Genomic DNA, 21892 nt, shown 5'->3' on the forward strand with positions numbered 1-21892 from the left:
CGGGGCCCGCTACGGGGGGTTCGGCGTGGCGATCGCGCGGGCGGCACGGACCTCCTCGCGCACGGGTCTGAGCACACTGTCGTCGGGCCCGGTCAGTTCGGCGCGGACCTCGACGAGGATCTCCGACTCGCGGAGTCCGGAGGCGAGTTCGCGCAGTTCGCGTTCGATCGCGGCGGCCTCGGCGCGGTCGGGCGGCGGGGCTCCGTGGTCGACGCGGACGCGGGCGGCGGTGGTGGCGTCGACGATCCGCTCGACGGCGACGAGCAGCGGCCACCAGGCGGCGGCGCGGGCGCCGGTCGGCGGCGGCTCGGTCAGGGCCCGCTGGAACTCGGCGCGCACGGAGGACAGATCGCGGTACAGCTTGCGGCGCGAGCGAACGCGGGCGGCCTGGTCCCCGGTGTCCCCCTTCGGGGAGAACGCCAGGGCCACGTACGCGGCGGCGTCGGCGACGGCGTCGGCGAGCCGGTCGCCGATGCGGGTGTGCCAGGACTCCGGCCACAGCAGATAGCCGGCGATCAGCGAGATCGCGCAGCCGATGAGCGAGTCGTAGAGGCGGGGCAGGATCAGGTCGAAGCCCTGGCGGTTGATCAGGTCCGAGAGCAGCAGGATCACCGGCGTGATCGCCGCGGTCTGGAAGGCGTAGCCCTTCGCGGAGAAGGCGGGGATCAGCGCGGCGAGCACGACCATCACGGGCACGTCCCACCAGCCGCGCGGCACCTCGGCGAGCACGATCGCGGCCGTGACCAGGCCGAGGGCGGTGCCGAAGGCGCGCAGCACGGCGCGCGAGAACACCGAGCCGAAGTCCGGCTTCATCACGAAGGTGACGGTGAGCGCGACCCAGTACGAGCGCGGCACCGCGATGAGCGAGACCAGGGCCTGCGCGAGCCCGATGCACAGGGCGAGCCGCAGCCCGTAGCGCCAGGAGTCGCCGGAGAACAGCACGCCGCGGGCGGTGCGGCGGACGCGGACGCGCAGCGCGGCGGGCCGGCCGAGGCGGTCGTCGACGTTGTACGGGTTGGGTTCGGCCTTGTGGACGACGGTGGCGGCGTAGCGCAGGGCGTGGTCGACGGCGCGCTCGGAGGGCAGTTCGGGCGCCGGCAGGTCGAGCACGGGGTCGCCGGTCCGCCCCTGCTCGACGGCGTCGGCGAGCGCGCGGACGGCCGCGGGGACGGCGGGCGGCGGCGGGCCGGTGCGCCGGGCCTTCAGGTTCGCCGCGGGCGCGGCCTCGACCAGCGGGATCAGGGCGTTGAGCTGGGCGAGCAGCCGGATCAGGACGGGCGCCCGGCCGTGCTCGCGGGCGCGGCGGCCGAGCACCAGGTCGTACGACTGGTTGAGGGCCTGCGTCACGGCGCGCCGCCGCTCCTCGTACGCGTCGGTGCCCGCCGCCTCCAGCAGGTCGGCGACGGTCCGGTACGCGGCGGCCACCGAGGCCCGCTCGGGGGCGCCGCGGCGCAGCGGCCAGCCGAGCAGGGTCAGCGCGAGGACCACGACCCCGCCGAGGCCGAGGAGGACGGCGGGCAGCCACCACGGGTCGGGCATCGGCAGACCGGCCCCGACGACGGTGTTCAGGAGCAGGAGGAGCCCGGACACGGAGGCGATGGCCCCGATGGAGGAGATCATCCCGGAGACGAGGGCGACCAGGGTGACCACGCCGACGGCGACCCAGCCGTGGCCGAAGACCAGCGCGCCGAGGGTGACGCCGAGGGCGCCGAACACCTGGGGGACGGCGATGTTGAGCAGCCGCATGCGGTAGGCGTCGGCGGTGTCGCCGATGACGCCGGACAGCGCGCCCATGGAGACGAGCGCGCCGTACACCGGCCGGTCGGCCGCCATCCCGACGGCGAGCGGCGCGGACAGCGCGACGGACGCGCGGACCACGGCCGCCCACGGCACGGGCGCGGGCTGCGGCCGCAGGCCCTCGGTGAGCCACGCGGGCGGGGAGATCTGACCGAGCCGACCCATGCGCCCCACCCTAGGGGCCGCCTCCGTTCCGGGCCGCGTGCGCGGTCGGGAGCGGGGGCGGGTCAGCTGCGGTAGCCCTCCACCTCGGCGGCGGGGCGGAGCGCCGCGGTGTCCGGGTCCTCGCCGAACTCCGCCTTGGCACGCCGCTGTCGCAGCAGGTCCCACGCCTGGTCCAGCTGCACCTCCAGCTCCGCGAGCCGGGTCAGCTCGTCGGGGAGCAGCCCGCCGGCCCGCTGCCGCAGGGAGCGTTCCTCCTCGACGAGCTGCCCGATGTTCTCCAGGATCTGCTCGTTGCTCATGGCGCTCATGTCACAAGGGTGACAAATCAGCCGCCGGCGTGCAGGTCGAGCTCGCCCGGGCGCCGTGCGGGCTCACATCATCGGATTTCGGCCGTACGACTCGTCCGACGCCAGCGCCCAGATCACGAAGACGGAGACGGCCATGGAGAACAGCGCCCACCACGGCTGGTACGGCAGGAACAGGAACTGCGCCACGATGTTGAGCGAGGCGAGCGCGATGCCGGCGAACCGGCCCCACCCCGCGCCGCGCAGGATGCCGAAGCCGGTGACGGCGATGACGATGCCGAGGATCAGGTGGATCCAGCCCCAGGTGGTGAGGTCGAACCGGTAGACGTAGTCGCCGACGCGGGCGTACGTCTTGTCCTCGGCGATGCCGGCGATGCCCTGGAAGATGTCCACGATGCCGGTGACCATCATCAGCGTGCCGGCGAAGACGGTGCCGCCGGCCGCCCAGGCGCCGGACGTGTCCGCCCGCCCCTGGGGAGGGGTGGGCGCGGGAGTGGGTGCGGTGTTCTGGCTCATGGCCTCATCGTCGGGGCCTTCGTTCCCGAACGAACTTTCTGCTGAGCCGAACGGGTGGGCGACCGCTCCGGGTTGCGGGGCCGGGGCCCGGGGTGTGCCCTGGAGGGTGAGGTCCACCGGGGGGCGAGAGTGAAGGAGCTCCTGCCATGGCCGCACAAGCAGCGCCGGTCCGGCGCCAACGCCGTCGGCACGCGGCACCGCACGGCTTGGCGATGCCCCTCACGCTGGGCGTCGTCTACGGCCTCTACGCCTCGGCCGTCGCCCGCTCCGGCGGCGGCTGGTCCTGGGGCCAGTTCTGGCTCGGCCTGATCTCCGGGGCGCTGCTCGCGGGCGCGGTGTACGCACTGCGCAGGTACGGGCGCGTCCTGCCGCGCGAGCCGCGCGCGGCCGCCGTCGGCGCCCTCGCGGGCGGCGCGATCGGCTTCCTGCTCAGCCTGTCCGGCAAGAGCGTCCTGTCGTCGTCTGTCCTCGGGCTGATCATCGCCGCGGGGACGGCCATGGGCGCGTTCTACCTGTTCTACACGCACGAGGACGCCGAGGGCCGCCGGATCGACCCGACCCGCCCCTCCCCGCCCGAGCCGCACCGCGTCAGCCGCTCCCTGCCGTCCCACAGCGTCCGCCGCGCCTAGTCCGCGACGCCCTTCTTGTCCACGCCCGGCCCGCCCGTTCCGACGGGCGGGCCGTCTGGCACGCCGGCGCGGTGGGATGGAGACTGGGGTACTGGGACAAGCGACCCGAAGACGCCCAGGCCCGGAGGAAACGCATGTCCGAGCTCGCCATCGAGACCGACGGACTCGTCAAGGTCTTCGGCGCCAACCGCGCCGTCGACGGCGTCGACCTCCGTGTCCCGGCCGGCACGGTCTACGGGGTGCTCGGCCCCAACGGGGCCGGCAAGACAACGGCCGTGAAGATGCTCGCGACGCTGCTCCGCCCGGACGGCGGCAGCGCCCGCGTCTTCGGCCGGGACGTGGTGCGGGAGGCCGACGCCGTACGCGACCGGGTCGGCTTCATCGGCCAGTACGCCTCCGTCGACGAGGACCTCACCGGTGCCGAGAACCTCGTCCTGCTGGGCCGGCTGCTGGGCATGACCCGCCCCGCCGCGAAGGAACGCTCGGCGCAGCTGCTCGCCGCGTTCGGTCTCGCGGGGGCGGCGGACCGGCAGGTGAAGAACTACTCCGGCGGCATGCGGCGGCGCATCGACATCGCGGCCTCCCTGCTGAACGTGCCCGACCTGCTGTTCCTCGACGAGCCGACCACCGGCCTCGACCCGCGCAGCCGCAACCAGGTCTGGGACATCGTGCGGGCCGTCGTCGCGCAGGGCACGACCGTGCTGCTCACCACGCAGTACCTGGACGAGGCGGACCAGCTGGCGTCGCGGATCGCCGTGATCGACCACGGCCGGGTCATCGCCGAGGGCACGAAGGGCGAGCTGAAGGCGTCCGTGGGCTCCGGTTCGGTGCACGTACGGCTGCGGGACGCGGCGCAGCGCCCGGACGCGGAGCGGGTCCTCGCGACCGAGCTGCGTGCGTCGGTCCAGCTCGACCCGGACCCGGTGGCGCTGACCGCGACGGTGAACGGCCACGGTACGGAGCTGGGCGCGGCGCAGCAGGCGGCGCGGGCGCTGTCGGAGCTGGCCCGGGCCGGGATCACGGTCGACAACTTCGCGCTCGGGCAGCCCAGCCTCGACGAGGTGTTCCTGGCGCTCACGGACGGGCGCGCGGAGGGACGGAAGGGACCGGCGGCATGACCACCGTCACCACGGACCAGGGCAAGGACAAGGACCCCGCGGCCCTCGACTTCGTCGCGCCGAAGGCCGACGAGCTGGCCGCGCTGCTCGTCGGGCACGAGCGCCCGAAGCGGCCGAGCGCGCTGTCGGCGTCGCTCACCTTCGGGTGGCGGGCCATGCTGAAGATCAAGCATGTGCCCGAGCAGCTCTTCGACGTGACCGCGTTCCCGATCATGATGGTGCTGATGTACACGTACCTCTTCGGGGGCGCGCTGGCCGGCTCGGTCGCGGAGTACATCCAGTTCCTGCTGCCGGGCATCCTCGTGATGAGCGTCGTGATGATCACGATGTACACGGGGGTGTCGGTCAACAACGACATCGACAAGGGCGTCTTCGACCGCTTCCGCACCCTGCCGATCTGGCGCCCGGCGCCGATGGTCGGCTATCTGCTCGGCGACGTGGTGCGCTACCTGATCGCCTCGGTGGTCATGCTGTCGGTGGGCCTGATCATCGGTTACCGCCCGGACGGCGGCGTGGCGGGCGTGGCGCTCGGGGTGGCGCTGCTGATGGTGTTCTCGTTCGGCTTCTCGTGGATCTGGACGATGTTCGGCCTGCTGCTGCGCAGCGAGAAGTCGGTGATGGGCGTCTCGATGATGGTCATCTTCCCGGTCACCTTCCTCTCCAACGTCTTCGTCGACCCGAGCACGATGCCCGGCTGGCTCCAGGCGTTCGTCAACAACAACCCGGTCACCCACGTGGCCACGGCCGTCCGCGAGCTGATGGCCGGCCACTGGCCGGCGACGGAGATCGCCTGGTCCCTGGGCTGGTCGCTCCTGCTCACGGCCCTCTTCGGCACGGCGACGATGCGCCTGTACAACCGCAAGTAGCCCGCGCCGGGTCCCGCCGCACGCGGCTCAGGCGCCGCGCGGGGTGGTCTGCTGCACGGCCCAGCGGTTGCCGTCGGGGTCGGCGAAGTAGGTGAACGAGCCCCACGGCTGGTCGTCGATGGGGCTGACGTCGATGCCCCGCCGGCTCAGCTCGGCGTGCGCCTCCTCGATGTCGGCGACGACGACCTGCATGTTGTCCAGCGACCCCGGCGTCATCTCGGTGATCCCCTTCCCGAACGCGATCGAGCAGGCCGAGCCCGGCGGCGTCATCTGCACGAACCGGATGGAGTCGCTGACGGTCACGTCGTGGTCGGCGTGGAACCCGACCTGCTCGTAGAAGGCCTTGGCGCGGTCGACGTCGGAGACGGGAACGCCGATGAGCTCGAGCTTGATGTCCATACCGGCCATCATCCGCCGCGGTCCGACCCGTTCGCGCGCCGACACGGCCGGCCGTTGACCTTCCCCCGCGGGGAAGGCCCAGCATCGGCGGGGCCGGGCGAAGGGCCCGGTACGGGGAGGGGAGCGGAGATGCGCGAGGGTGGAACGGTGCTGCTGACCATCGGGGACTTCGCCCGCGCGTCCCGTCTCTCCGCCAAGGCGCTGCGCCGTTACGACGAGCTCGGCCTGCTGCCGCCCGCCCGGGTGGATCCGTTCACCGGCTACCGGTACTACGCCGAGGCGCAGCTGGAACGGGCCCGTCTGGTGCGCTGGCTGCGGCGGATCGGGATGCCGCTCGCCGAGGTCGGCCGGGTCTGCGCGCTGTACGAGACGGACCCCTCGGCCGCGGCGCGCGCGATCCGCGCGGACGTGCCGCCCGAGCCGGAGGTGGGGGTGCGCGAGGTCCGGGCGGGGGACCGGCTGCTGCTGTGCACGGACGGCCTGTCGGCGCTGGTGCCGGAGGACGAGATCCGGCGCGCGCTGGCGCACGGCGGCGAGCCGGAGCCCACCGCCGACGCCCTGGGCGCCCTGGCCCGCGGCCTGGGCGCCCCGGACAACCTGACCTGCGTCGTCGCCGACGTCACGGCGGCGGCGTAGCGGACGGGCACGGCCGCGCCCCGGCCGTCGTCACGGCCGGGGCGGAGCCGTCCCGCTCAGTCCAGCCGCAGGTCCGCCAGCTGCCGTTCGAAGGGGACGACCTCCTCGTCGTCCCGCTTCGGGGCGGGGCGGGCCGCGACCGCCGCGGCGAGTTCCTTCCCGGCCCGGCCGATCCGGGCCGGGAGGCCCTCGGTGTACTCGTCGCCGCCCGAGCCCCAGTCCTCCGAGGCCGCGTACACGGCCGTCGGCACGACCTGGGCGCGCAGGTAGGCGAAGAGCGGCCGCAGGGCGTGGTCGAGGACCAGGGAGTGGCGGGCGGTGCCGCCGGTCGCGGCGACCAGCACCGGCGTCCCGGTCAGCGCCGCCGGGTCGATCAGGTCGAAGAAGGACTTGAACAGGCCGCTGTACGAGGCGGTGAAGACGGGCGTGACCGCCACGACCCCGTCCGCCCCGGTCACCGCGTCGATCGCCGCCTGCAGCTTCTCCGAGGGGAAGCCGGTGACGAAGTTGTTCGCGATGTCCACGGCCAGGTCGCGCAGTTCGATCACCTCGGCGTCGACCGCGTACTCCTGCTCGGCCAGCTCGTACCGGGCCGCCTGGAGCAGGCGGTCGGCGAGCAGCCGGGTCGAGGACGGCGAGCTGAGACCGGCCGAGACGGCGACGAGCTTCAGGGTCTGCATGGGACTTACGCCTCCTGCTGCTTCAGTACGGCGGGGTGCAGCGGCGCCGTGGACGGGACGTCCGCCGGGCGCAGGTTGTCGAACTCCTTGCGGAGCACCGGGACGACCTCCTCGCCCAGGAGGTCGAGCTGCTCCAGGACGGTCTTCAGCGGCAGTCCCGCGTGGTCCACCAGGAACAGCTGACGCTGGTAGTCGCCGACGTATTCCCGGAAGGACAGGGTCCGTTCGATGACCTCCTGCGGCGAGCCGACGGTCAGCGGCGTCTGCTGGGTGAACTCCTCCAGCGACGGACCGTGGCCGTAGACCGGCGCGTTGTCGAAGTACGGGCGGAACTCCCGTACCGCGTCCTGCGAGTTCTTGCGCAGGAAGACCTGCCCGCCGAGGCCGACGATGGCCTGCTCCGGCGTGCCGTGGCCGTAGTGCGCGTACCGCTGGCGGTACAGCCGGACCATCTTCTCGGTGTGCTGCTTGGGCCAGAAGATGTGGTTGGCGAAGAAGCCGTCTCCGTAGTACGCGGCCTGCTCGGCGATCTCCGGCGAGCGGATCGAGCCGTGCCAGACGAACGGCGGCACGCCGTCCAGCGGGCGCGGGGTCGAGGTGAAGCCCTGGAGCGCGCTCCGGAACTTGCCCTCCCAGTCGACGACGTCCTCCCTCCACAGCCTGTGGAGGAGCGCGTAGTTCTCGATGGCGAGCGGGATGCCCTGCCGGATGTCCTGGCCGAACCAGGGGTACACCGGGCCGGTGTTGCCGCGGCCCATCATCAGGTCGACGCGGCCGTCGGCCAGATGCTGGAGGTACGCGTAGTCCTCGGCGATCTTCACCGGGTCGTTGGTGGTGATCAGCGTCGTCGACGTGGAGAGGATCAGGTTCTCCGTGCGGGCCGCGATGTGCCCGAGCAGCGTCGTGGGGGACGACGGCACGAACGGCGGGTTGTGGTGCTCGCCGGTCGCGAAGACGTCGAGGCCGACCTCCTCCGCCTTCCGCGCGATGGCGACGGTGTTCTTGATGCGCTCGTACTCGGTGGGGGTGCGGCCGGTGGTGGGGTCGGTCGTCACGTCGCCGACGGTGAAGATGCCGAACTGCATCGTGCTCACCTCTCGCCTTTCGTTGCCTGTCGTTCGTTCGTCCAGCTCGTCCAGCTCTCACCATGGTAGTTGAAAGTTGAACTGACTCGCTCAACGGCGGACCTCGCGCCCCTATTCCCGGCCGTCCCGGAGGCCGGTCCCCGGCCTTTCCCGGCCTCCCCGGCGGGTGATCCGACTCACCTCGGAGGTCATGTTCCGGTCACGTAGAGTTCCGGGCGTGAGCTCCGTACCCCCGCCCGCCCCCGCTCCCGCGCCCCCCGTCTCGGTCGTCGGCATCGGCGCGGACGGCTGGGACGGACTCCCCGAAGCCTCCCGCCGGGTTCTGCGCGAGGCCGAGGTCCTGATCGGCGGGGACCGGCAGCTGTGGCTGGTGCCCACGGACACCTGCCTCGGCGCCCGCGTCACCTGGCCCCACAGACTGCGCGAGTCCGTCCCCGGACTGATCGCCGCCCACGAGGGCCGCCGGATCGCGGTGCTCGCCAGCGGCGACCCCATGTTCCACGGCATCGGCCGCACGCTCGCCGAGACGATCGGCGCCGACCGGATCCACGTCCTGCCGCACCCCTCCTCCGTCTCCTACGCCTGCGCCCGCCTGTCCTGGCCGCTGGAGGACGTCGAGACCGTCACCCTCGTCGGCCGGCCGCTCGCCTCCCTCACCGCCGCCCTGCACGACCGGCGCCGGCTCCTCGTCCTCAGCGCGAACCGGCACACCCCGGGGCGGGTGGCGGAACTGCTGCGGGAGAAGGGCTACGGCGGCAGCCGGATGCGGGTCCTCGAACAGCTCGGCGGCCCCTACGAGCGGATCGTCGACGGCACCGCCGCCACCTGGGACGACGCCGTACGCCTCGACGCCCTGAACGTCGTCGCCGTCGACTGCGTCCGCGACCCGGACGCGCTGCGCCTCGGCGCGGTGCCGGGCCTGCCGGACGAGGCGTACGAGCACGACGGCCAGCTCACCAAGCGGTACGTGCGCGCCGCCACCCTCGCCGCGCTCGCCCCCGCCCCCGGCGAACTCCTCTGGGACGTCGGCGGCGGCTCCGGCTCCATCGGCATCGAGTGGATGCGCGCGCACCGCACCTGCCGGGCGATCGCCGTCGAGAAGCACCCCGAGCGCGCCGACCGCATCGCCCGCAACACGCTGGCCCTCGGCGTCCCCAAGCTTCGCATCGTGACCGGCCCCGCCCCCGAGGCCCTGGCCGGGCTGCCCACCCCCGACGCGGTCTTCATCGGCGGCGGGCTCACCGCCCCCGGCCTGCTCGACGCCTGCTGGGCCGCGCTGCCGCCCGGCGGCCGGCTCGTCGCCAACACCGTCACGCTGGAGTCCGAGGCGCTGCTGGCCCAGTGGTACGCCCGGCACGGCGGCGAGCTGATCCGCCTGGCGGTCGCCCAGGCCGTCCCCGTGGGCGGCTTCACCGGCTGGCGGCAGGCGATGCCGGTGACGCAGTGGTCCGTAACGAAAGGTACTGAACAGGGATGACCGTCTACTTCATCGGAGCGGGCCCCGGCGCGGCCGACCTGATCACCGTGCGCGGCGCGCGCACCCTCGCGTCCTGCGGGGTCTGCCTGTACGCGGGCTCCCTCGTCCCGCGCGAACTGCTCGCCGAGTGCCCGCCGGACGCCCGGCTGGTCGACACGGCGAACCTCGACCTCGACCGGATCGTCGCCGAGATCGTCCGCGCCCACGAGGAGGGCCACGACGTGGCCCGGCTGCACTCCGGCGACCCGTCCGTCTTCAGCGCGGTCGCCGAGCAGATGCGACGGCTCGACGCGGCGGGCGTCCCGTACGAGGTCGTCCCCGGCGTCCCGGCGTTCGCCGCGGCCGCGGCGGCGCTGAAGCGCGAGCTGACGGTGCCGACCGTCGGCCAGACCGTCATCCTCACCCGCATCGCCCAGCAGGCCACGCCCATGCCGGAGGGCGAGGACCTCGCCACCCTGGGCCGCAGCGGCGCGCTGCTGGTGCTGCACCTCGCGGCCCGGTACGTCGACCGCGTCGTCGCCGAACTGCTCCCGCACTACGGCGCGGACTGCCCCGCCGCGGTCGTGGCGATGGCCAGCCGGCCCGACGAGGTGGTCCTGCGCGGCACGCTCGACGACATCGCGGCGCAGACGAAGGACGCGGGCATCACGAAGACGGCCGTCATCATCGTCGGCCGCACCCTCGCCGCCTCCCAGTTCCGCGACAGCCACCTCTACGACCCGGCCCGCGAGCGCCACGTCTGCTGACGCGGACGCGACGGCCGCCCGCTCAAGGGCACGCCTCCCGCTCAGCGAGGCGATGGCGCTCCTCGGCAGCGCGCTGATCGCCGGCCAGGGCGTCGCGGCCCTCGCCGCGGGCCGGTTCGCCCAGGCGGGCGGTCACCGGGCGGCCTTCGTCCTGAGCTGCGCGGCGGGCGCATCGGCCCTGGTCACGGCCCTCGCCCTGGTCCGCGGCGGCTCCTTCCGGAACTCCTCCGGAAAAAACTTCACGGTCGCGGTCACATCCGCTGGAGGCCACCCTCCAGCCCGCGCCGCACGGCCGGGAGCGCGTCACCGACGAGATCTACGCGGAGGCGGCGAAGCACTACGACGGGAAGGCGATGGCCACCCTCACCGTCGCGATCGGCCAGATCAACTTCTTCATCGCCCTGGCGCTCATCGGCAAGCCGAAGCCGGTCGAGTCCCTCGCCGACCAGCAGTGGGACTGAGCGGCCCCCTGTCCCGGGCTACGGCCCCTTCGGCGCCGAGCGGCCCACCACCGTGCCCGCGCGGTCGATGCAGACCACGTCGACGGTGACGGGCGCGCCGCGCAGGACCGCCAGGGCCTCGTCGCGGGCACGGGCGGCGACCGCGTCGCCGAGGGGGACGCCGGCGGCCTCGCACAGGCGCAGCGCGGCCAGGCCGGTGTTCGCGGCGGCGATCTCCGCCGCCAGGGACTCCGAGGCGCCCGCGGCCCGCGCCAGTTCGGCCAGGAAGGGCTTGTCCACCTGCGAACGGGCCGAGTGCAGGTCCAGATGACCGGCGGCCAGCTTCGACAGCTTGGCGAAGCCGCCGCACAGCGTCAGCCGGTCCACCGGGTGCTGCCGTACGTACTTCAGCACCGCGCCCGCGAAGTCGCCCATGTCCAGCAGGGCGATCTCGGGCAGCTCGTACAGCTCCGTCACCGTCCGCTCGGACGTGGAGCCGGTGCACCCTGCGACGTGCGTCAGCCCGCCCGCGCGGGCCACGTCCACGCCCCGCCGGATGGAGTCGATCCACGCCGAGCAGGAGTACGGGACCACGATCCCCGTCGTGCCCAGGATGGACAGCCCGCCCAGGATGCCGATCCGCGGGTTCCACGTGGAACGGGCCAGCTCCTCCCCATGGTCCACGGACACCGTGATCTCGACGTCGCCCGTGCCGCCGTGTGCCGCGGCGACCCGCGCCACGTGGTCCCGCATCATCTGCCGCGGCACCGGGTTGATCGCCGGCTCGCCCACCTCCAGCGGCAGCCCCGGCAGCGTCACCGTGCCCACGCCCGGTCCGGCCCGGAACACCACCCCGGACCCGGGCGGCAGCAGCCGCACCGTCGCCCGGACCAGCGCCCCGTGCGTCACGTCCGGGTCGTCGCCCGCGTCCTTGACGATGCCCGCCATGGCCGCGTCGCCCGTCAGGGACTCCGCGGCGAGCGCGAAGGACGGCGTCTGCCCCTTGGGCAGGGTGATGGTCACCGGGTCCGGGAACTCCCCGGAGAGCAGCGCCGTGTACGCGGCCGTGGTCGCCGCCGTCGCGCACGCCCCGGTCGTCCAGCCCGGCCGCAGACCGGTGTGCTTGAGTTGGGCGTCGCGCCCGCCGCCCGGACTCGTACCGCCGTGACCCCCGGCGTCTGGACTCATGAAGGGACTCCCGTGCACGTACTCATTCTCGGCGGCACCGCCGAGGCCCGCGCCCTCGCCGGACTGCTCGCCCCGCGGCTGCGGGTGACCAGTTCGCTGGCCGGCCGGGTGGCGAACCCCCGGCTGCCCGAGGGCGAGGTGCGGATCGGCGGGTTCGGCGGCCCGGACGGGCTGGCGCGGTGGATCGCCGAGCACGGTGTGGACCGGGTCATCGACGCCACGCACCCCTTCGCCGAGCGGATCAGCTTCAACGCGGCCCGGGCGGCCGCCACCGCCCATGTTCCCCTGCTCGCCCTGCGCCGCCCCGGCTGGGTCCCCGTGGAGGGGGACGACTGGCGCGACGTGGCCTCCCTGGAGGAGGCGGCGGCCGCGCTGGACGGCCTCGGCGACCGCGTGTTCCTGACCACCGGCCGCATGGGCCTCGCCGCCTTCGCGGACCGCCCCGAGTGGTTCCTCGTCCGTTCCGTGGACGCCCCGGAGCCCCCGATGCCGCCCCGGACGGAAGTCCTCCTCGACCGGGGCCCGTTCACCCTCGACGGCGAGCGCGCGCTGCTGGCCCGGCACCGGATCGACGTCCTCGTGACGAAGGACAGCGGCGCGGCGGCGACCGCCGCGAAACTGACCGCCGCCCGCGAGGCCGGCGTCCCGGTCGTCGTGGTCCGCCGCCCCCCGGTCCCGGCGGGCGTGGAAACGGCCGCCTCCCCGGAGGAGGCGGCCGCTTGGGCGCTCGGTCGGACCGGGCTTTAGACGCGGTCCTGGAAGATGGTGTACCAGGGGTACGTGCCCACCACGCCGCCGTCGGCCGTCACGGCCTCCAGCGTGTAGAAGTACGTGTTCCCCTTCGTCCCCGTCATGTCCATCCACGTCCGGGTGTCGGCCGGGAGCAGACCCTCGTGCTGGGGCTCGTACGCCTGGGTCGCCGGGTTCCACCGGCTCACCCGGTAGCCGGTGACCGTGGCGCAGCGGGCCGTGTCGGTGCACTGCCAGTACACGGACGGGCGGGCGTCCGTCGGGTTGTGGCTCACGGTGCCGATCGTCCAGTCCCGCGTGACGGTGACGGACGGCCGGACGTCGAGCTCGGTGGCCTCGACGACGGTGACGCCGGGGGCGGTCGGGTGCAGCTTGTTGCCCCAGCGGTCGTGGGCGATGACCGCGTACACGCGGGTCTCGCCGTCCGGCAGGTCGCCGCAGAGGATCGCCAACGGGTTGGCGGAGCTGTCCCAGCAGCGCTCGGGCGCCCACGTGACCGTGCCGTCGGCCTGCCGGACGCCGGCCCACACCACGTAGTCCTCGATGTCGTCCTCGGGCGACGCGGCCCAGCTGACGAGCATGCCGTCGCCGCGCGGGGTGACCTTCACGCCGGTGACCGGGCCGGGGGCGACCTTGTCGCCGGTGCGGACGACGAGCGGCGCGGAGTACGCCGACTCGTTGCCGTACGGGTCGACCGCCGTGACGGCGTACGTCACGTACGTGTGGGTCGGCGCGTCCAGGTCGCGGCAGTGGCCGCGGGAGCTGCTGAAGTCGCTGTGCTCGTCGTCGCAGACGACCGGGGTGGCCGTCGCCGGGTCGAAGGTCTTGCCCGGTGAGCGGTACACGCGGAACGTGCCGCCGTTGTCGTAGTCCTCGTAGAAGCGCTCGGGGGCCGTCCAGGCCACGTGGACGTAATCGACCTCGGCGAAGCCGTTGAGACCGGTCGGGGGCTGCGGCGCCATCCGGTCGACGCCGTCGCTGGCGACCGTCGCGTACGCCCCGGGGTTGCCGGCCGCGTCGAGGGCCCGGACCCGGTAGTACGTGGGCGTGTTCGGGACGCCGCTGGTCCGGTACGACGTCGTGGTCGTCGTGCCGCGCAGCTGGAACGGCCCGGCGGCCGCCGAGGAGGCGTACACCTCGTACTTCGCCGCGTCGGCGACGCCCGTCCAGTTCAGGGTGTCGAACCACGCGTCGCCGGTGGAGACGGTGAGCCCGGCGGGGGCGGCCGGCCCGGTGCGGTCGACGGACGTCGCCGTCACGTCCAGGCTGCCGGTGGACTCGCGTCCGGCCTTGTCGACGGCGCGGACCTCGTAGAGGTAGGTCTGTCCGGTGGCGGGCGGCGCGTCGACGTAGGAGCGGGCGGTCAGCAGGGACGTGCCGCTGACCTTGGCCCAGCTGGTGGCGCTCAGGCGCCGGTAGACGCGGTACCCGGCGAGGTCCATCTCCTTGTTGGCGGCCCAGCGCAGGGTGGTCTTGGCGGTGGTGGTGTCGTACGTGGCGCTCAGGCCGGTCGGGGCGAGCGGCTTGACCGTGTCGACGGTGGCCTCGGTGCGCGGGGCGTACGTGAACGCGGCGTAGGCGTAGCCGGTCCAGGCGACGTAGTCGACGCGGATGGTGTGCCGCCCGGCGGGAATGGTCAGGTCGACCGTCCTGCGGGCGGTGGTGGAGACGTTGCTCCACATGTCGATCTTGCGGACGCCGTCGACGTAGACGCGCATGCCGTCCTGGGTGGCGGCGTTGAGGCGGAAGGGTCCGCCGGAGCCGAAGTCGCGGGTCAGGGACCAGCGGATGGAGAAGTTGTCGTTGGGCAGGGTGACGCCGGCGGGGTCGCCGCTGCCCATGTTCTCGGCGATGGCCGAGTCGCAGGCGGTGAGCTTCGGGGTGCCGCTGAAGCTGGTGTTGGCGTAGTACTGGGCCGTCCATACCGGGGAGGTGCAGGTGACGGCGGAGGCGGGGGCGGCGGTGATCAGGCCGCCGGAGGCGGCGAGCGCGGCCGTGACGGCCAGTGCGCTCAGCCGGGAGCGAGTCATCACAGACAGAGGGCCCTTTCCGGACCGACGTGAAACACGTGTTGCGTAGTAATGCCAGTGAGACTCACGAGGAGGGGGCAGGGTTGCTCTCGTCCCGCACGGATTTTCCCCTCGTACTGCGCAGGAGGACCGCGTGAAGAAATCCCGCCTGATGACGGGCTCGGCCGGAGCACTGCTCGCGCTCGCTCTGCCGGCCGCCTGTGACGACGGCACGGGCCCGGGGGCCGGCGGCGCGGTGGACGAGCGCGGTGCGGTGGACGCCTACGTCGCCGCGCTCAACGCGAGCGACCCCGCCGCACTGGCGGCCCTCGCCCCGCCCGGCAACGAGGCGGACGCGGAGGCCGAGGCCCGCGTCCGCGCGAGCGGCGGCCGGGCCCTGGAGGTGACGAAGGTCGACATCGCGCACGACTTCGGCCCCGACGTCGCCACGGCGGCGCTGGCGGCCACGGACCGGCACGGACAGCGGTACGGCGAGCGCCTGACGCTCACCCGCCACGGCCGCACATGGTTCGTGGCCCTCGGGGAGAACCCCCGGGGCCACGACAAACTCCCGGCCTCGACGACGAAGCCCTGAGACCCGGCGCCTCAGGCGTCGAGGACCTGCCCGGCGCGCTGCACGACCGGCGGCTCGACGGACCAGGCTGACTTGACTCGATGACGGTAGTAGCCTTGCCCTGCTCCGAGACGCAGGGGAGGCGTTCACCGTGGCGCGCAAAGTGGGGATTTACACCCGAATCTCACGGGACGACGAGGGGGACGCGCTCGGCGTTGCTCGTCAGCAGCAGGACTGCGAGCGCTTGGCCGATCTCCGGTCGTGGCAGGTCGTGAAGGTCTACGAGGACAACGACGTCTCGGCGTTCAAGCGGAACGTCGTGCGCGACGAGTTTGAGCTCATGCTGAAGGATCTCCGCGCCGGCCTGATCGATGGCGTTGTGGCGTACGACCTGGACCGCCTTGCCCGTCAGCCGCGCGACCTGGAGCGGCTGATCGAGATCTTCGACGAGCGGCCGCGGTCAGAGTTCGCCACCGTCACGAACGACGTGAACCTGGGGACACCGGACGGGCGGACGATGGCCCGCATCATGGTCGCGTTCGCCAACAAGGCCTCCCATGACGCGTCCCGTCGCACGAAGCGCAAGCATCTGGAGCTGGCCCAGCAGGGCAAGGACAGCGGGGGGCCGGCACCTTACGGCTGGCGCAAGGACGACCGGACAAAGGTCGACCCAGAGGCCGCACGAGCGATCCGAGAGGCTCAACAGGAGATCTTGGCCGGGGTGCGCATCGGCACCATCCGTACGCGATGGCAGGAACAGGGGTTGGGCAACCCTCGCGCGGGCACAAAGCGCATGGCTCACCACCACGTCGAGCACATCCTGACCAACCCACGATTGGTCGGCTACCGGACGTACCACGGAGAGATCCTTACCGACAGCAACGGGGAGCCCGTCAAGGGTGTTTGGGAGCCGCTCAACACCGTCGCGGAATGGGAGGCAGTGTGCGCCGCGATCGCCGAGCGAAAGCAGGAGCGGCAGGGGAAGTCCCTGGCTCGCAAGTATCTGCTTTCGGGGATCGCGCGGTGCGGTCTCTGCAAGACCAAGATCAGGGGGCAGGTCAATGCCCGTTGGAAGCCTGATTCGAAGGCTGCAAAGTTCACGTATCAGTGTTCCGTGGTCAACGGCGGGTGCGGCAAGGTCGGACGCACCGGTGAGCCCGTGGATAGGCTGATCGCGGAACTCGTCCTCGAAGAGCAGCGCGAGAAGGCAGCCGCACGAGGCGTACCGGTCGAGCAACAGTGGCCGCGAGAAGCAGAGCTGGAGGCCATCCAGGCTGACATCGGCCAACTGCTTCAGGCCGAGAGGTCGAAGCAGATCACAGTCTCCACGCTGCTACAGCTCCTCCCGGCTAAAGAGCGGGAGCGCGACGAGCTCAAGTTGGAGCGAGCGCGCTTCTACAAGGATCAGAAGCAGGCCGCAGCCCAAGAAGCGGCGGGCGCCCTGTCCTTGGCCGAGTTCTTCGATCTCCCGATCGAGCGTCAACAGGAGATCGTGTTGCACAGCCTGTCGGCTGTGATCATTCATCCCGCAGGGCGCGGCCGGCGGATTTTTGATCCCTCTCTGGTCGACCCTGTCTGGCGGTAGGCCTACGGGCACCCGTGGAGCAGGCGAGCACGGCGGACCCACTCCTCGTCCCGGGCCGGTGCACGCCGAAGGTGTTTCCGGAGCCATTCTTCAGTGGACATGACTTTGGGACGCTCCTTGGGATCAGCGCTCGTCGGCATCCAACTCGCCCCCTCCGCTTTCCTCGCGTGCAAGTTCGCGGTTCTGTTGGATGTCGCGGCGGATGTTGGCGGCGAGCCAGGACTCGCCGGGAGTGGAGCCGTGGCCGGCGTACGCCCAGTGGGCGACGACGAGGACGGTGGCTTCCGGGTGGTCGTCGGGGTCGGGCAGGCCGAGGGCGGTGCGTTGCTGGGCGGCGCGGTAGTCGGCGCGGACCTGGCGGAGTGCCCCGAGCGTGGTGGAGTAGCGGCGGGACTTCGTGGAGAAGTGGCCGCGGAAGCCGAGCATGTGGGCCCAGGCTCTGAGCCGTCGGTCCGGGTAGGCCGCATCGAGGTCCATGCAGGCTTCCATGAGCCGTCGCGGGTGGTCCGGGACGCCCAGGAGGACGAGCGCTTCCTTGTTGCCCACGGGGTGGTCCACGGTGCCCGTGGTCTCGGCGGCCTTGGTCGCGTACTTGGCGACGTAGGCCGCGACGGCCTGTTCCGTCAGGTCCTCTCCGGCGCCGAACGCGCCGATGGGCTGGATGTCGAGCTGGTCGCCCCACCGCAGGGTCCAGTCCTTCACGAAGCCGTGGTCCGCGTTGGCCGACACCACGACGCGCACGCGAGCGGCGGCGGCGCGGATGGCGTCGGTGAGCAGGTCGAGGGTGGCCCAGGCCGGGGGCGGGGTGTCGGGGCCGTCCGGTCCGTCGAAGCGGATCACGGCGTGGAAGTGCACCGCTCCGCGCTTCTGGTACTCGGCGACCTTGCCGAACGAGACGCGTGACTGTTCCCGAGCCGCTTTCTGCGTCAGCCCGGCGCGACGAGCGATCTCCCGGCGCAGGTAGATCGTGAAGTACCGCCACAGCTCGGAGGCGTGGTTGTTCCAGAGCACCGCCGCCGCGTAGTCGTACGTGGCCGGGTCGAGCGGGGTGCCGAGTTCGGGCGCGTCCTCCTGGTGGTGGACGCCGCAGCGGCAGGGCCGGGTGCCGGGACGGTTGTGGACCGCTCCGAAGGAGGGCGCGGTGAGGGTGGCGAAGACGCGGGGGTGGTCGCGGATCGTGTGCGGAGTGCCCTTGTCGGGGTCACCGACGAGTCCGGCGCGGATGAGGTGGTAGGTGTCTCCGGCGTACGTCCAGGCGCAGGAGGGGCAGCGGGAGGCACGGCGGTTTCCGCAGGCGACGCGCAGGACGCCGCCGGGTTCGCCCTCGGTGCTGTACGCGTGGAGCACGGTCCGCGTGCTCGGGTCGAGGAGCTTGGTTCCGCCGGCGAGCCGGATGGGGGCGGCGCATCCTCCCGTACGGCGGATCTGTTCGGTGAGGCGGTCGAAGCCGGGGGCCCCGGCCACCCGGAGCAGGTCGCTCAGGGTGGCCGGGTCCAGGCCCGCCAGGGTGGCGGCGTCGGTCAATGCGGTCACTTCCCCGTCCGGGCGAAGGCCACGGGGGTGGTGTGACCGAGGCCCCGGCAGGTCGGGCAGTGGACGCGGACGGTGTCTCGGGTGCCATCGGCGGCCTGAAGGCCCGTGGTGATCGTGACGGTGGCGAAGCCGTCGCAGGCGCGGCAGACACGCCGGAGCGGGTTGGTCTCGGGCATCATGGGCTGTCCCTTTCGGGTCCGTTGGATCTGGAGGGGTTCAGGCGCCCGGGGCGGCGGAAGTTTGGCGACCGAGGCCGCTCCGGGGGCCGCTCAGCGTGTGTTGCGCCTGCCGTGGCCCTTGGCCGCGTACATCGAGACGTCGGCGGCGGACAGTGCGTCGGTCAGGGCCGGGAACTGCAGTTCGTCGCGGTGGCAGTGGCCGACCGATGCCGAGACCGGCAGCTCGATCCCGTGATGGGTGACCGGTTCGTCCAGCGCGGCCCGCAGGGCCTGGAGGCCGGCGGTGCGGGCGGGGTCGGTGACGATGGCCGCGAACTCGTCGCCGCCGAGGCGGGCGGCGATGCCGTGGCGTCCGCACCAGCCGGACAGACGGCGGGCAGTCGCGGTGAGGACGGTGTCGCCGGCGGCGTGGCCGTGGGTGTCGTTGACGGCCTTGAAGTCGTCCAGGTCGACCAGGAGCACGAGCGCGTTCGCGTGCTTCGCCATGAGGTGTTCGGCGCGGGCGGTCCAACCGGCGCGGGTGTGCAGGCCGGTCAAGGGGTCGCGGCGGGCGTTGGACAGGCGGCGCAGCAGCAGGCTGCCGTGCAGGGCCCAGCCCAGGGCCGGTAAGCCCGCGGCTGCCATCGTGTACGTGTCCACGGTGGTCACCGGCCCTTCTGCATGTCCGTGACGAGCAGGCGCAGCACCACCGCCACCACGGCGACGGACACACCGGCGATCGCGACCGCCAGGAGCAGCGACACGAGCACCGCGCCGACGACCAGGACCACAGCCCCGCCGCCGGCCGCGAGGGCGAGCGCGCTGCCGGGGGTGAGCTGGATCGTCGAGCGGGCCAGGGCGACCGGTGCCGGTGCCGGGGTGGTGGGCACGGGGGCGGCCGACTGGTTCGGGACCGTGTGGTGGACCGGGGTGTAGGTATCGGGTGCCGGGTACTTCGGGGTGAACACGGGCGTTCTCCTCTCAGGCCTTGCAGCGGTGGGTACGGGCGGCCAGTTCGGCGGCGGCACGGGTGAGGTAGTCGGCGGAGAAGTCGCAGCCGGGCGCGGTGCACACGGCGGTGTGCTTGGTGCGGCCCCGGCCGTCGCAGTGGGTGCCGACCTGTACCGGGCCGAAGCGGGCGACGTTGTAGAAGCGGTTCGGGCGCATCGTTCGGTCTCCTTTCGTCTCAGGCGAGTTGGACTGCGATCGAGTCCGCCAGGGCGGCGGGGACACCGAGGCGGCTTCGGAGGGTCGCCGCGTCGATGGGGGTCCCGGTCTGAGCGCGGTGGGCTTCCGCGAGCTTGCGGGCGTGATCGAGCAGCGCCGGCGGGACGGGCACGGCGGGTACGGATGAGGCAGGCTCCGGCTGGGTGTCCTGCGGCTCGGGCTCAGCAGGCGGCAGCTCGGGCGCCGGTTCCGGAGTGCGCTCGACCGTCACGGCCTGCGTGGGTACGACGTCGGGCTTCTCCTCCTGCACGGGCTCCGCCTTCGGCACCGGAGCGGGTGCGTGGGCGAGGAGCGTGCCGCCGAGGAAGGCCAGGGCCGGCCATCCGGCGACGAGGATGCGCAGCCAGTCCGGGACGTGCTGCATGTCGAGCAGTCCGGCGGTGGCGACGTTGGCGCCGAGCGACGCCGTGAGGGAGATGGCGAACCACAGCCACGCGTCTCGGTTTCCCGAGTCCGTACGCATGCGGCGCCAGGCGGCGACCAACAGCAGGTCGACGCTCACCGGATAGGCCCACGCCTTCCAGCCGTCCTGCCCCGCTGCGGCAGCCAGGTCGTGCAGGTGGGCGAAGGACAGGGCACCGGCGATGACGGCCTGGACGAGCACAGCGTCGAGGCGGAAGGTGCGGAACACGTGGTCACCTTCTTTCGGGCGGGGACGTCACTGGTCCGTCGTCGGGATCGGCTTGACCAGCGGGACGGGCTCGGCGTCCGTGACCGGGGCGGGCATCGCCGGCCGGTACGGCGCGAGCCGGGGAATGTCCGGGGTGAGGTGTGCGTGCTCGGCGCAGATCGCAGCGGCCTTGGCCGCGCTCAACTCGGGTGTTCGTATGCGGGACCAGCCGCCGGACGAGTCGCCGGCCACCGCGACACCGGGCCGGTCGGGCGGGATCGTCGTCACGGCCACCACGGCGTCCGGGGCGATGTCGCCCAGGCCCATGTCGGCGGTCTGCTTGTCGTTGACGCGGTGCACGACGCGGCCGGTGAGCTGGGCGCGAAGGGTGGTCGCGCCCTTGCCGAGGTCGGCTCCGAACCGCTGGCCGCAGACCTCCAGATACATGCCGGCCGCGCGGGCCATCTGCCCGAGTCGGATCATCTGGGTGACCATCCGGTCCCGGCGTTCCTCGTCCTTCTTGCCCGCGACGAGGAAGAGCTCCGCGACCTCGTCCACCAGGACCACGATGGGCACAGGGCGAACGTCCTCGGGCAGTGCCCAGATGTCGGAGGCTCCGTGCTCGCTGAGCAGGTCGAAGCGGTCCTCCATCTCGCCCACGAGCGCGTCCAGGACCCCGGCTGCTTCCTCGGGCGTGACGGCCAGCGCCGAGAGTCGCGGCGCGTATCCCCGCTGCTCGACGCCCCGCTTGCAGTCGATCCCCACCAGGGCGACCGGGAGCCGTGCGAGTCCGGCGATCAAGTTGCGCTGATACATGGACTTGCCCGACTGGTTGGCACCGAGCGTCAGCGCGTGCGGCACCTTCAGGTAGTCCCGGACGAACGCGGTCCCGTCCTCCCGCAGAGCCACGGGGACCGTCATCGGCCCGGTGGGGACGCGACGAGGCAACTTCACCCGCCGCAGCACGTCGTAGCCCGTCATACGCAGCTCGACGAATCCCGGCTTGATCTCCACCACGTTGACCGAGTGGACGCCCCAGGCGTGCCGCAGTCGCTCGGAGGCGGCGACCACGTCGGCGGGCTCCAGCCCGGCAGGGAGGCGGAGCGTGACCCGCATCCCCGTCGAGGAACCCCGTACCCGACGGATCTTCGGCGGCACGGGCTGGACGTCACTGCGGCGGGCGACCGTGCGGACCATGAACGCCCTCAGGCGGGACGGCTGCACCGTCAGCCCGCACACGTCCATCGTGGAGCGGTACGTCATCGTGAACCGCATCTGCGTGACCGGCAGTCCGACCAGCGACCAGAACACGCGCGGAGCGCGGACCTTCGCGAGGCCGAGACCACCCGCACCGGCCATGGGGAGTCCGACCTCCCAGAGCAGCGACAGGTCAGCCACG

The 21892-nt window shown here is 72.6% G+C and carries 23 protein-coding genes and 1 pseudogene; 9 read left to right on the forward strand and 15 right to left on the reverse strand.

Going from position 1 to position 21892, the window contains the following annotated elements:
* Nucleotides 1-9: 9 nt before the first annotated feature.
* The 3 genes from ACNJ93_RS16375 to ACNJ93_RS16385 form a co-directional block, all read right to left on the reverse strand.
* Complete coding sequence (locus ACNJ93_RS16375; RefSeq protein WP_418958148.1) at nucleotides 10-1962, reverse strand: FUSC family protein; 1953 nt, start codon at nucleotides 1960-1962, stop codon at nucleotides 10-12.
* Between the two features lie 62 nt (nucleotides 1963-2024).
* Nucleotides 2025-2261 carry a DUF2630 family protein gene (locus tag ACNJ93_RS16380; protein WP_418961428.1) on the reverse strand — a complete coding sequence of 79 codons (237 nt, stop codon included), beginning with the start codon at nucleotides 2259-2261 and terminating at the stop codon, nucleotides 2025-2027.
* Between the two features lie 72 nt (nucleotides 2262-2333).
* On the reverse strand, nucleotides 2334-2783 hold the full coding sequence (locus tag ACNJ93_RS16385) for a DUF7144 family membrane protein (RefSeq protein WP_418958149.1): 450 nt from the start codon (nucleotides 2781-2783) through the stop codon (nucleotides 2334-2336).
* Nucleotides 2784-2995: 212 nt separating this feature from the next.
* Here ACNJ93_RS16385 and ACNJ93_RS16390 point away from each other — a divergent pair, with 212 nt between their 5' ends.
* From ACNJ93_RS16390 to ACNJ93_RS16400, 3 genes are all read left to right on the forward strand, one after another.
* Nucleotides 2996-3412: a hypothetical protein gene (locus ACNJ93_RS16390; protein WP_418958150.1), complete on the forward strand. Its 417-nt coding sequence runs from the start codon at nucleotides 2996-2998 to the stop codon at nucleotides 3410-3412.
* A 134-nt stretch (nucleotides 3413-3546) separates the two neighbouring features.
* Nucleotides 3547-4530: an ATP-binding cassette domain-containing protein gene (locus ACNJ93_RS16395; RefSeq protein ID WP_418958151.1), complete on the forward strand. Its 984-nt coding sequence runs from the start codon at nucleotides 3547-3549 to the stop codon at nucleotides 4528-4530.
* Nucleotides 4527-5396, forward strand: a complete 870-nt coding sequence (locus ACNJ93_RS16400; protein ID WP_418958152.1) for an ABC transporter permease — start codon at nucleotides 4527-4529, stop codon at nucleotides 5394-5396. The genes ACNJ93_RS16395 and ACNJ93_RS16400 overlap by 4 nt, the downstream gene beginning before the upstream one ends.
* Before the next feature lie 27 nt (nucleotides 5397-5423).
* On the opposite strand, the gene ACNJ93_RS16405 is transcribed toward ACNJ93_RS16400, so the two are convergent.
* Complete coding sequence (locus ACNJ93_RS16405) at nucleotides 5424-5795, reverse strand: VOC family protein (protein ID WP_418958153.1); 372 nt, start codon at nucleotides 5793-5795, stop codon at nucleotides 5424-5426.
* 129 nt (nucleotides 5796-5924) lie between these two features.
* Here ACNJ93_RS16405 and ACNJ93_RS16410 point away from each other — a divergent pair.
* Nucleotides 5925-6200 (forward strand): annotated as a pseudogene (locus ACNJ93_RS16410) (MerR family transcriptional regulator); the annotation flags it as partial.
* A 287-nt stretch (nucleotides 6201-6487) separates the two neighbouring features.
* On the opposite strand, the gene ACNJ93_RS16415 reads toward ACNJ93_RS16410, so the two are convergent.
* Both ACNJ93_RS16415 and ACNJ93_RS16420 read right to left on the reverse strand, forming a co-directional pair.
* Nucleotides 6488-7111, reverse strand: a complete 624-nt coding sequence (locus tag ACNJ93_RS16415; protein ID WP_418958154.1) for an FMN reductase — start codon at nucleotides 7109-7111, stop codon at nucleotides 6488-6490.
* 5 nt (nucleotides 7112-7116) lie between these two features.
* Complete coding sequence (locus tag ACNJ93_RS16420; protein WP_418961429.1) at nucleotides 7117-8196, reverse strand: LLM class flavin-dependent oxidoreductase; 1080 nt, start codon at nucleotides 8194-8196, stop codon at nucleotides 7117-7119.
* A gap of 217 nt (nucleotides 8197-8413) precedes the next feature.
* Between ACNJ93_RS16420 and cbiE the strand changes: the two genes are divergently transcribed.
* On the forward strand, nucleotides 8414-9673 hold the full coding sequence (cbiE, locus tag ACNJ93_RS16425) for a precorrin-6y C5,15-methyltransferase (decarboxylating) subunit CbiE (protein ID WP_418958155.1): 1260 nt from the start codon (nucleotides 8414-8416) through the stop codon (nucleotides 9671-9673).
* Entirely contained in the window at nucleotides 9670-10419 is a 750-nt protein-coding gene (gene cobM, locus ACNJ93_RS16430) for a precorrin-4 C(11)-methyltransferase (RefSeq protein WP_418958156.1), read from the forward strand. Before cbiE ends, cobM begins: the two co-directional genes overlap by 4 nt.
* A gap of 479 nt (nucleotides 10420-10898) precedes the next feature.
* On the opposite strand, the gene ACNJ93_RS16435 is transcribed toward cobM, so the two are convergent.
* Nucleotides 10899-12047 (reverse strand): cobalt-precorrin-5B (C(1))-methyltransferase, encoded by a 1149-nt coding sequence (locus ACNJ93_RS16435; RefSeq protein WP_418958157.1) that lies wholly within the window; start codon nucleotides 12045-12047, stop codon nucleotides 10899-10901.
* Between the two features lie 12 nt (nucleotides 12048-12059).
* Between ACNJ93_RS16435 and ACNJ93_RS16440 the strand changes: the two genes are divergently transcribed.
* On the forward strand, nucleotides 12060-12794 hold the full coding sequence (locus ACNJ93_RS16440; RefSeq protein ID WP_418958158.1) for a cobalt-precorrin-6A reductase: 735 nt from the start codon (nucleotides 12060-12062) through the stop codon (nucleotides 12792-12794).
* Here the strand turns inward: ACNJ93_RS16440 and ACNJ93_RS16445 are convergent.
* Nucleotides 12791-14827, reverse strand: coding sequence for a PA14 domain-containing protein (locus ACNJ93_RS16445; protein ID WP_418958159.1), 2037 nt, complete (start codon nucleotides 14825-14827; stop codon nucleotides 12791-12793). The genes ACNJ93_RS16440 and ACNJ93_RS16445 overlap by 4 nt on opposite strands.
* A gap of 133 nt (nucleotides 14828-14960) precedes the next feature.
* Here ACNJ93_RS16445 and ACNJ93_RS16450 point away from each other — a divergent pair, with 133 nt between their 5' ends.
* Together ACNJ93_RS16450 and ACNJ93_RS16455 are read left to right on the forward strand one after the other, a co-directional pair.
* Nucleotides 14961-15401 carry a hypothetical protein gene (locus ACNJ93_RS16450; protein ID WP_418958160.1) on the forward strand — a complete coding sequence of 147 codons (441 nt, stop codon included), beginning with the start codon at nucleotides 14961-14963 and terminating at the stop codon, nucleotides 15399-15401.
* Between the two features lie 130 nt (nucleotides 15402-15531).
* Nucleotides 15532-16965: a recombinase family protein gene (locus tag ACNJ93_RS16455; RefSeq protein ID WP_418958161.1), complete on the forward strand. Its 1434-nt coding sequence runs from the start codon at nucleotides 15532-15534 to the stop codon at nucleotides 16963-16965.
* A 123-nt stretch (nucleotides 16966-17088) separates the two neighbouring features.
* On the opposite strand, the gene repSA is transcribed toward ACNJ93_RS16455, so the two are convergent.
* From repSA to ACNJ93_RS16490, 7 genes are all read right to left on the reverse strand, one after another.
* Nucleotides 17089-18489, reverse strand: a complete 1401-nt coding sequence (repSA, locus tag ACNJ93_RS16460) for a replication initiator protein RepSA (protein WP_418961430.1) — start codon at nucleotides 18487-18489, stop codon at nucleotides 17089-17091.
* Between the two features lie 5 nt (nucleotides 18490-18494).
* The gene (locus ACNJ93_RS16465) at nucleotides 18495-18677 is read right to left on the reverse strand and encodes a hypothetical protein (RefSeq protein WP_418958162.1); all 183 of its coding nucleotides are present in this window, start codon (nucleotides 18675-18677) and stop codon (nucleotides 18495-18497) included.
* Nucleotides 18678-18767: 90 nt separating this feature from the next.
* Nucleotides 18768-19316: a GGDEF domain-containing protein gene (locus tag ACNJ93_RS16470; protein WP_418961431.1), complete on the reverse strand. Its 549-nt coding sequence runs from the start codon at nucleotides 19314-19316 to the stop codon at nucleotides 18768-18770.
* Nucleotides 19317-19321: 5 nt separating this feature from the next.
* Nucleotides 19322-19624, reverse strand: a complete 303-nt coding sequence (locus ACNJ93_RS16475) for a SpdD protein (protein WP_418958163.1) — start codon at nucleotides 19622-19624, stop codon at nucleotides 19322-19324.
* Nucleotides 19625-19637: 13 nt separating this feature from the next.
* Complete coding sequence (locus ACNJ93_RS16480) at nucleotides 19638-19823, reverse strand: mobile element transfer protein (protein WP_418958164.1); 186 nt, start codon at nucleotides 19821-19823, stop codon at nucleotides 19638-19640.
* 19 nt (nucleotides 19824-19842) lie between these two features.
* Nucleotides 19843-20514, reverse strand: coding sequence for a DUF2637 domain-containing protein (locus ACNJ93_RS16485; RefSeq protein WP_418958165.1), 672 nt, complete (start codon nucleotides 20512-20514; stop codon nucleotides 19843-19845).
* 27 nt (nucleotides 20515-20541) lie between these two features.
* Nucleotides 20542-21891, reverse strand: a complete 1350-nt coding sequence (locus tag ACNJ93_RS16490) for an FtsK/SpoIIIE domain-containing protein (RefSeq protein WP_418958166.1) — start codon at nucleotides 21889-21891, stop codon at nucleotides 20542-20544.
* Between the last annotated feature and the right edge of the window lies 1 nt (nucleotide 21892).

Origin of the sequence: Streptomyces tritici (genome assembly GCF_048500665.1) — a bacterium.
In the GTDB taxonomy this organism is placed as follows: domain Bacteria; phylum Actinomycetota; class Actinomycetes; order Streptomycetales; family Streptomycetaceae; genus Streptomyces; species Streptomyces tritici.

Bases quoted from the DNA above. Each gene is read 5' to 3' on its own strand.
- ACNJ93_RS16375 (WP_418958148.1), bottom strand. From the start codon at position 1,962: ATGGGTCGGCTCGGTCAGATCTCCCCGCCCGCGTGGCTCACCGAGGGC.
- ACNJ93_RS16380 (WP_418961428.1), bottom strand. From the start codon at position 2,261: ATGAGCAACGAGCAGATCCTGGAGAACATCGGGCAGCTCGTCGAGGAG.
- ACNJ93_RS16385 (WP_418958149.1), bottom strand. From the start codon at position 2,783: ATGAGCCAGAACACCGCACCCACTCCCGCGCCCACCCCTCCCCAGGGG.
- ACNJ93_RS16390 (WP_418958150.1), top strand. From the start codon at position 2,996: ATGCCCCTCACGCTGGGCGTCGTCTACGGCCTCTACGCCTCGGCCGTC.
- ACNJ93_RS16395 (WP_418958151.1), top strand. From the start codon at position 3,547: ATGTCCGAGCTCGCCATCGAGACCGACGGACTCGTCAAGGTCTTCGGC.
- ACNJ93_RS16400 (WP_418958152.1), top strand. From the start codon at position 4,527: ATGACCACCGTCACCACGGACCAGGGCAAGGACAAGGACCCCGCGGCC.
- ACNJ93_RS16405 (WP_418958153.1), bottom strand. From the start codon at position 5,795: ATGGACATCAAGCTCGAGCTCATCGGCGTTCCCGTCTCCGACGTCGAC.
- ACNJ93_RS16415 (WP_418958154.1), bottom strand. From the start codon at position 7,111: ATGCAGACCCTGAAGCTCGTCGCCGTCTCGGCCGGTCTCAGCTCGCCG.
- ACNJ93_RS16420 (WP_418961429.1), bottom strand. From the start codon at position 8,196: ATGCAGTTCGGCATCTTCACCGTCGGCGACGTGACGACCGACCCCACC.
- cobM (WP_418958156.1), top strand. From the start codon at position 9,670: ATGACCGTCTACTTCATCGGAGCGGGCCCCGGCGCGGCCGACCTGATC.
- ACNJ93_RS16435 (WP_418958157.1), bottom strand. From the start codon at position 12,047: ATGAGTCCAGACGCCGGGGGTCACGGCGGTACGAGTCCGGGCGGCGGG.
- ACNJ93_RS16445 (WP_418958159.1), bottom strand. From the start codon at position 14,827: ATGACTCGCTCCCGGCTGAGCGCACTGGCCGTCACGGCCGCGCTCGCC.
- ACNJ93_RS16465 (WP_418958162.1), bottom strand. From the start codon at position 18,677: ATGATGCCCGAGACCAACCCGCTCCGGCGTGTCTGCCGCGCCTGCGAC.
- ACNJ93_RS16480 (WP_418958164.1), bottom strand. From the start codon at position 19,823: ATGCGCCCGAACCGCTTCTACAACGTCGCCCGCTTCGGCCCGGTACAG.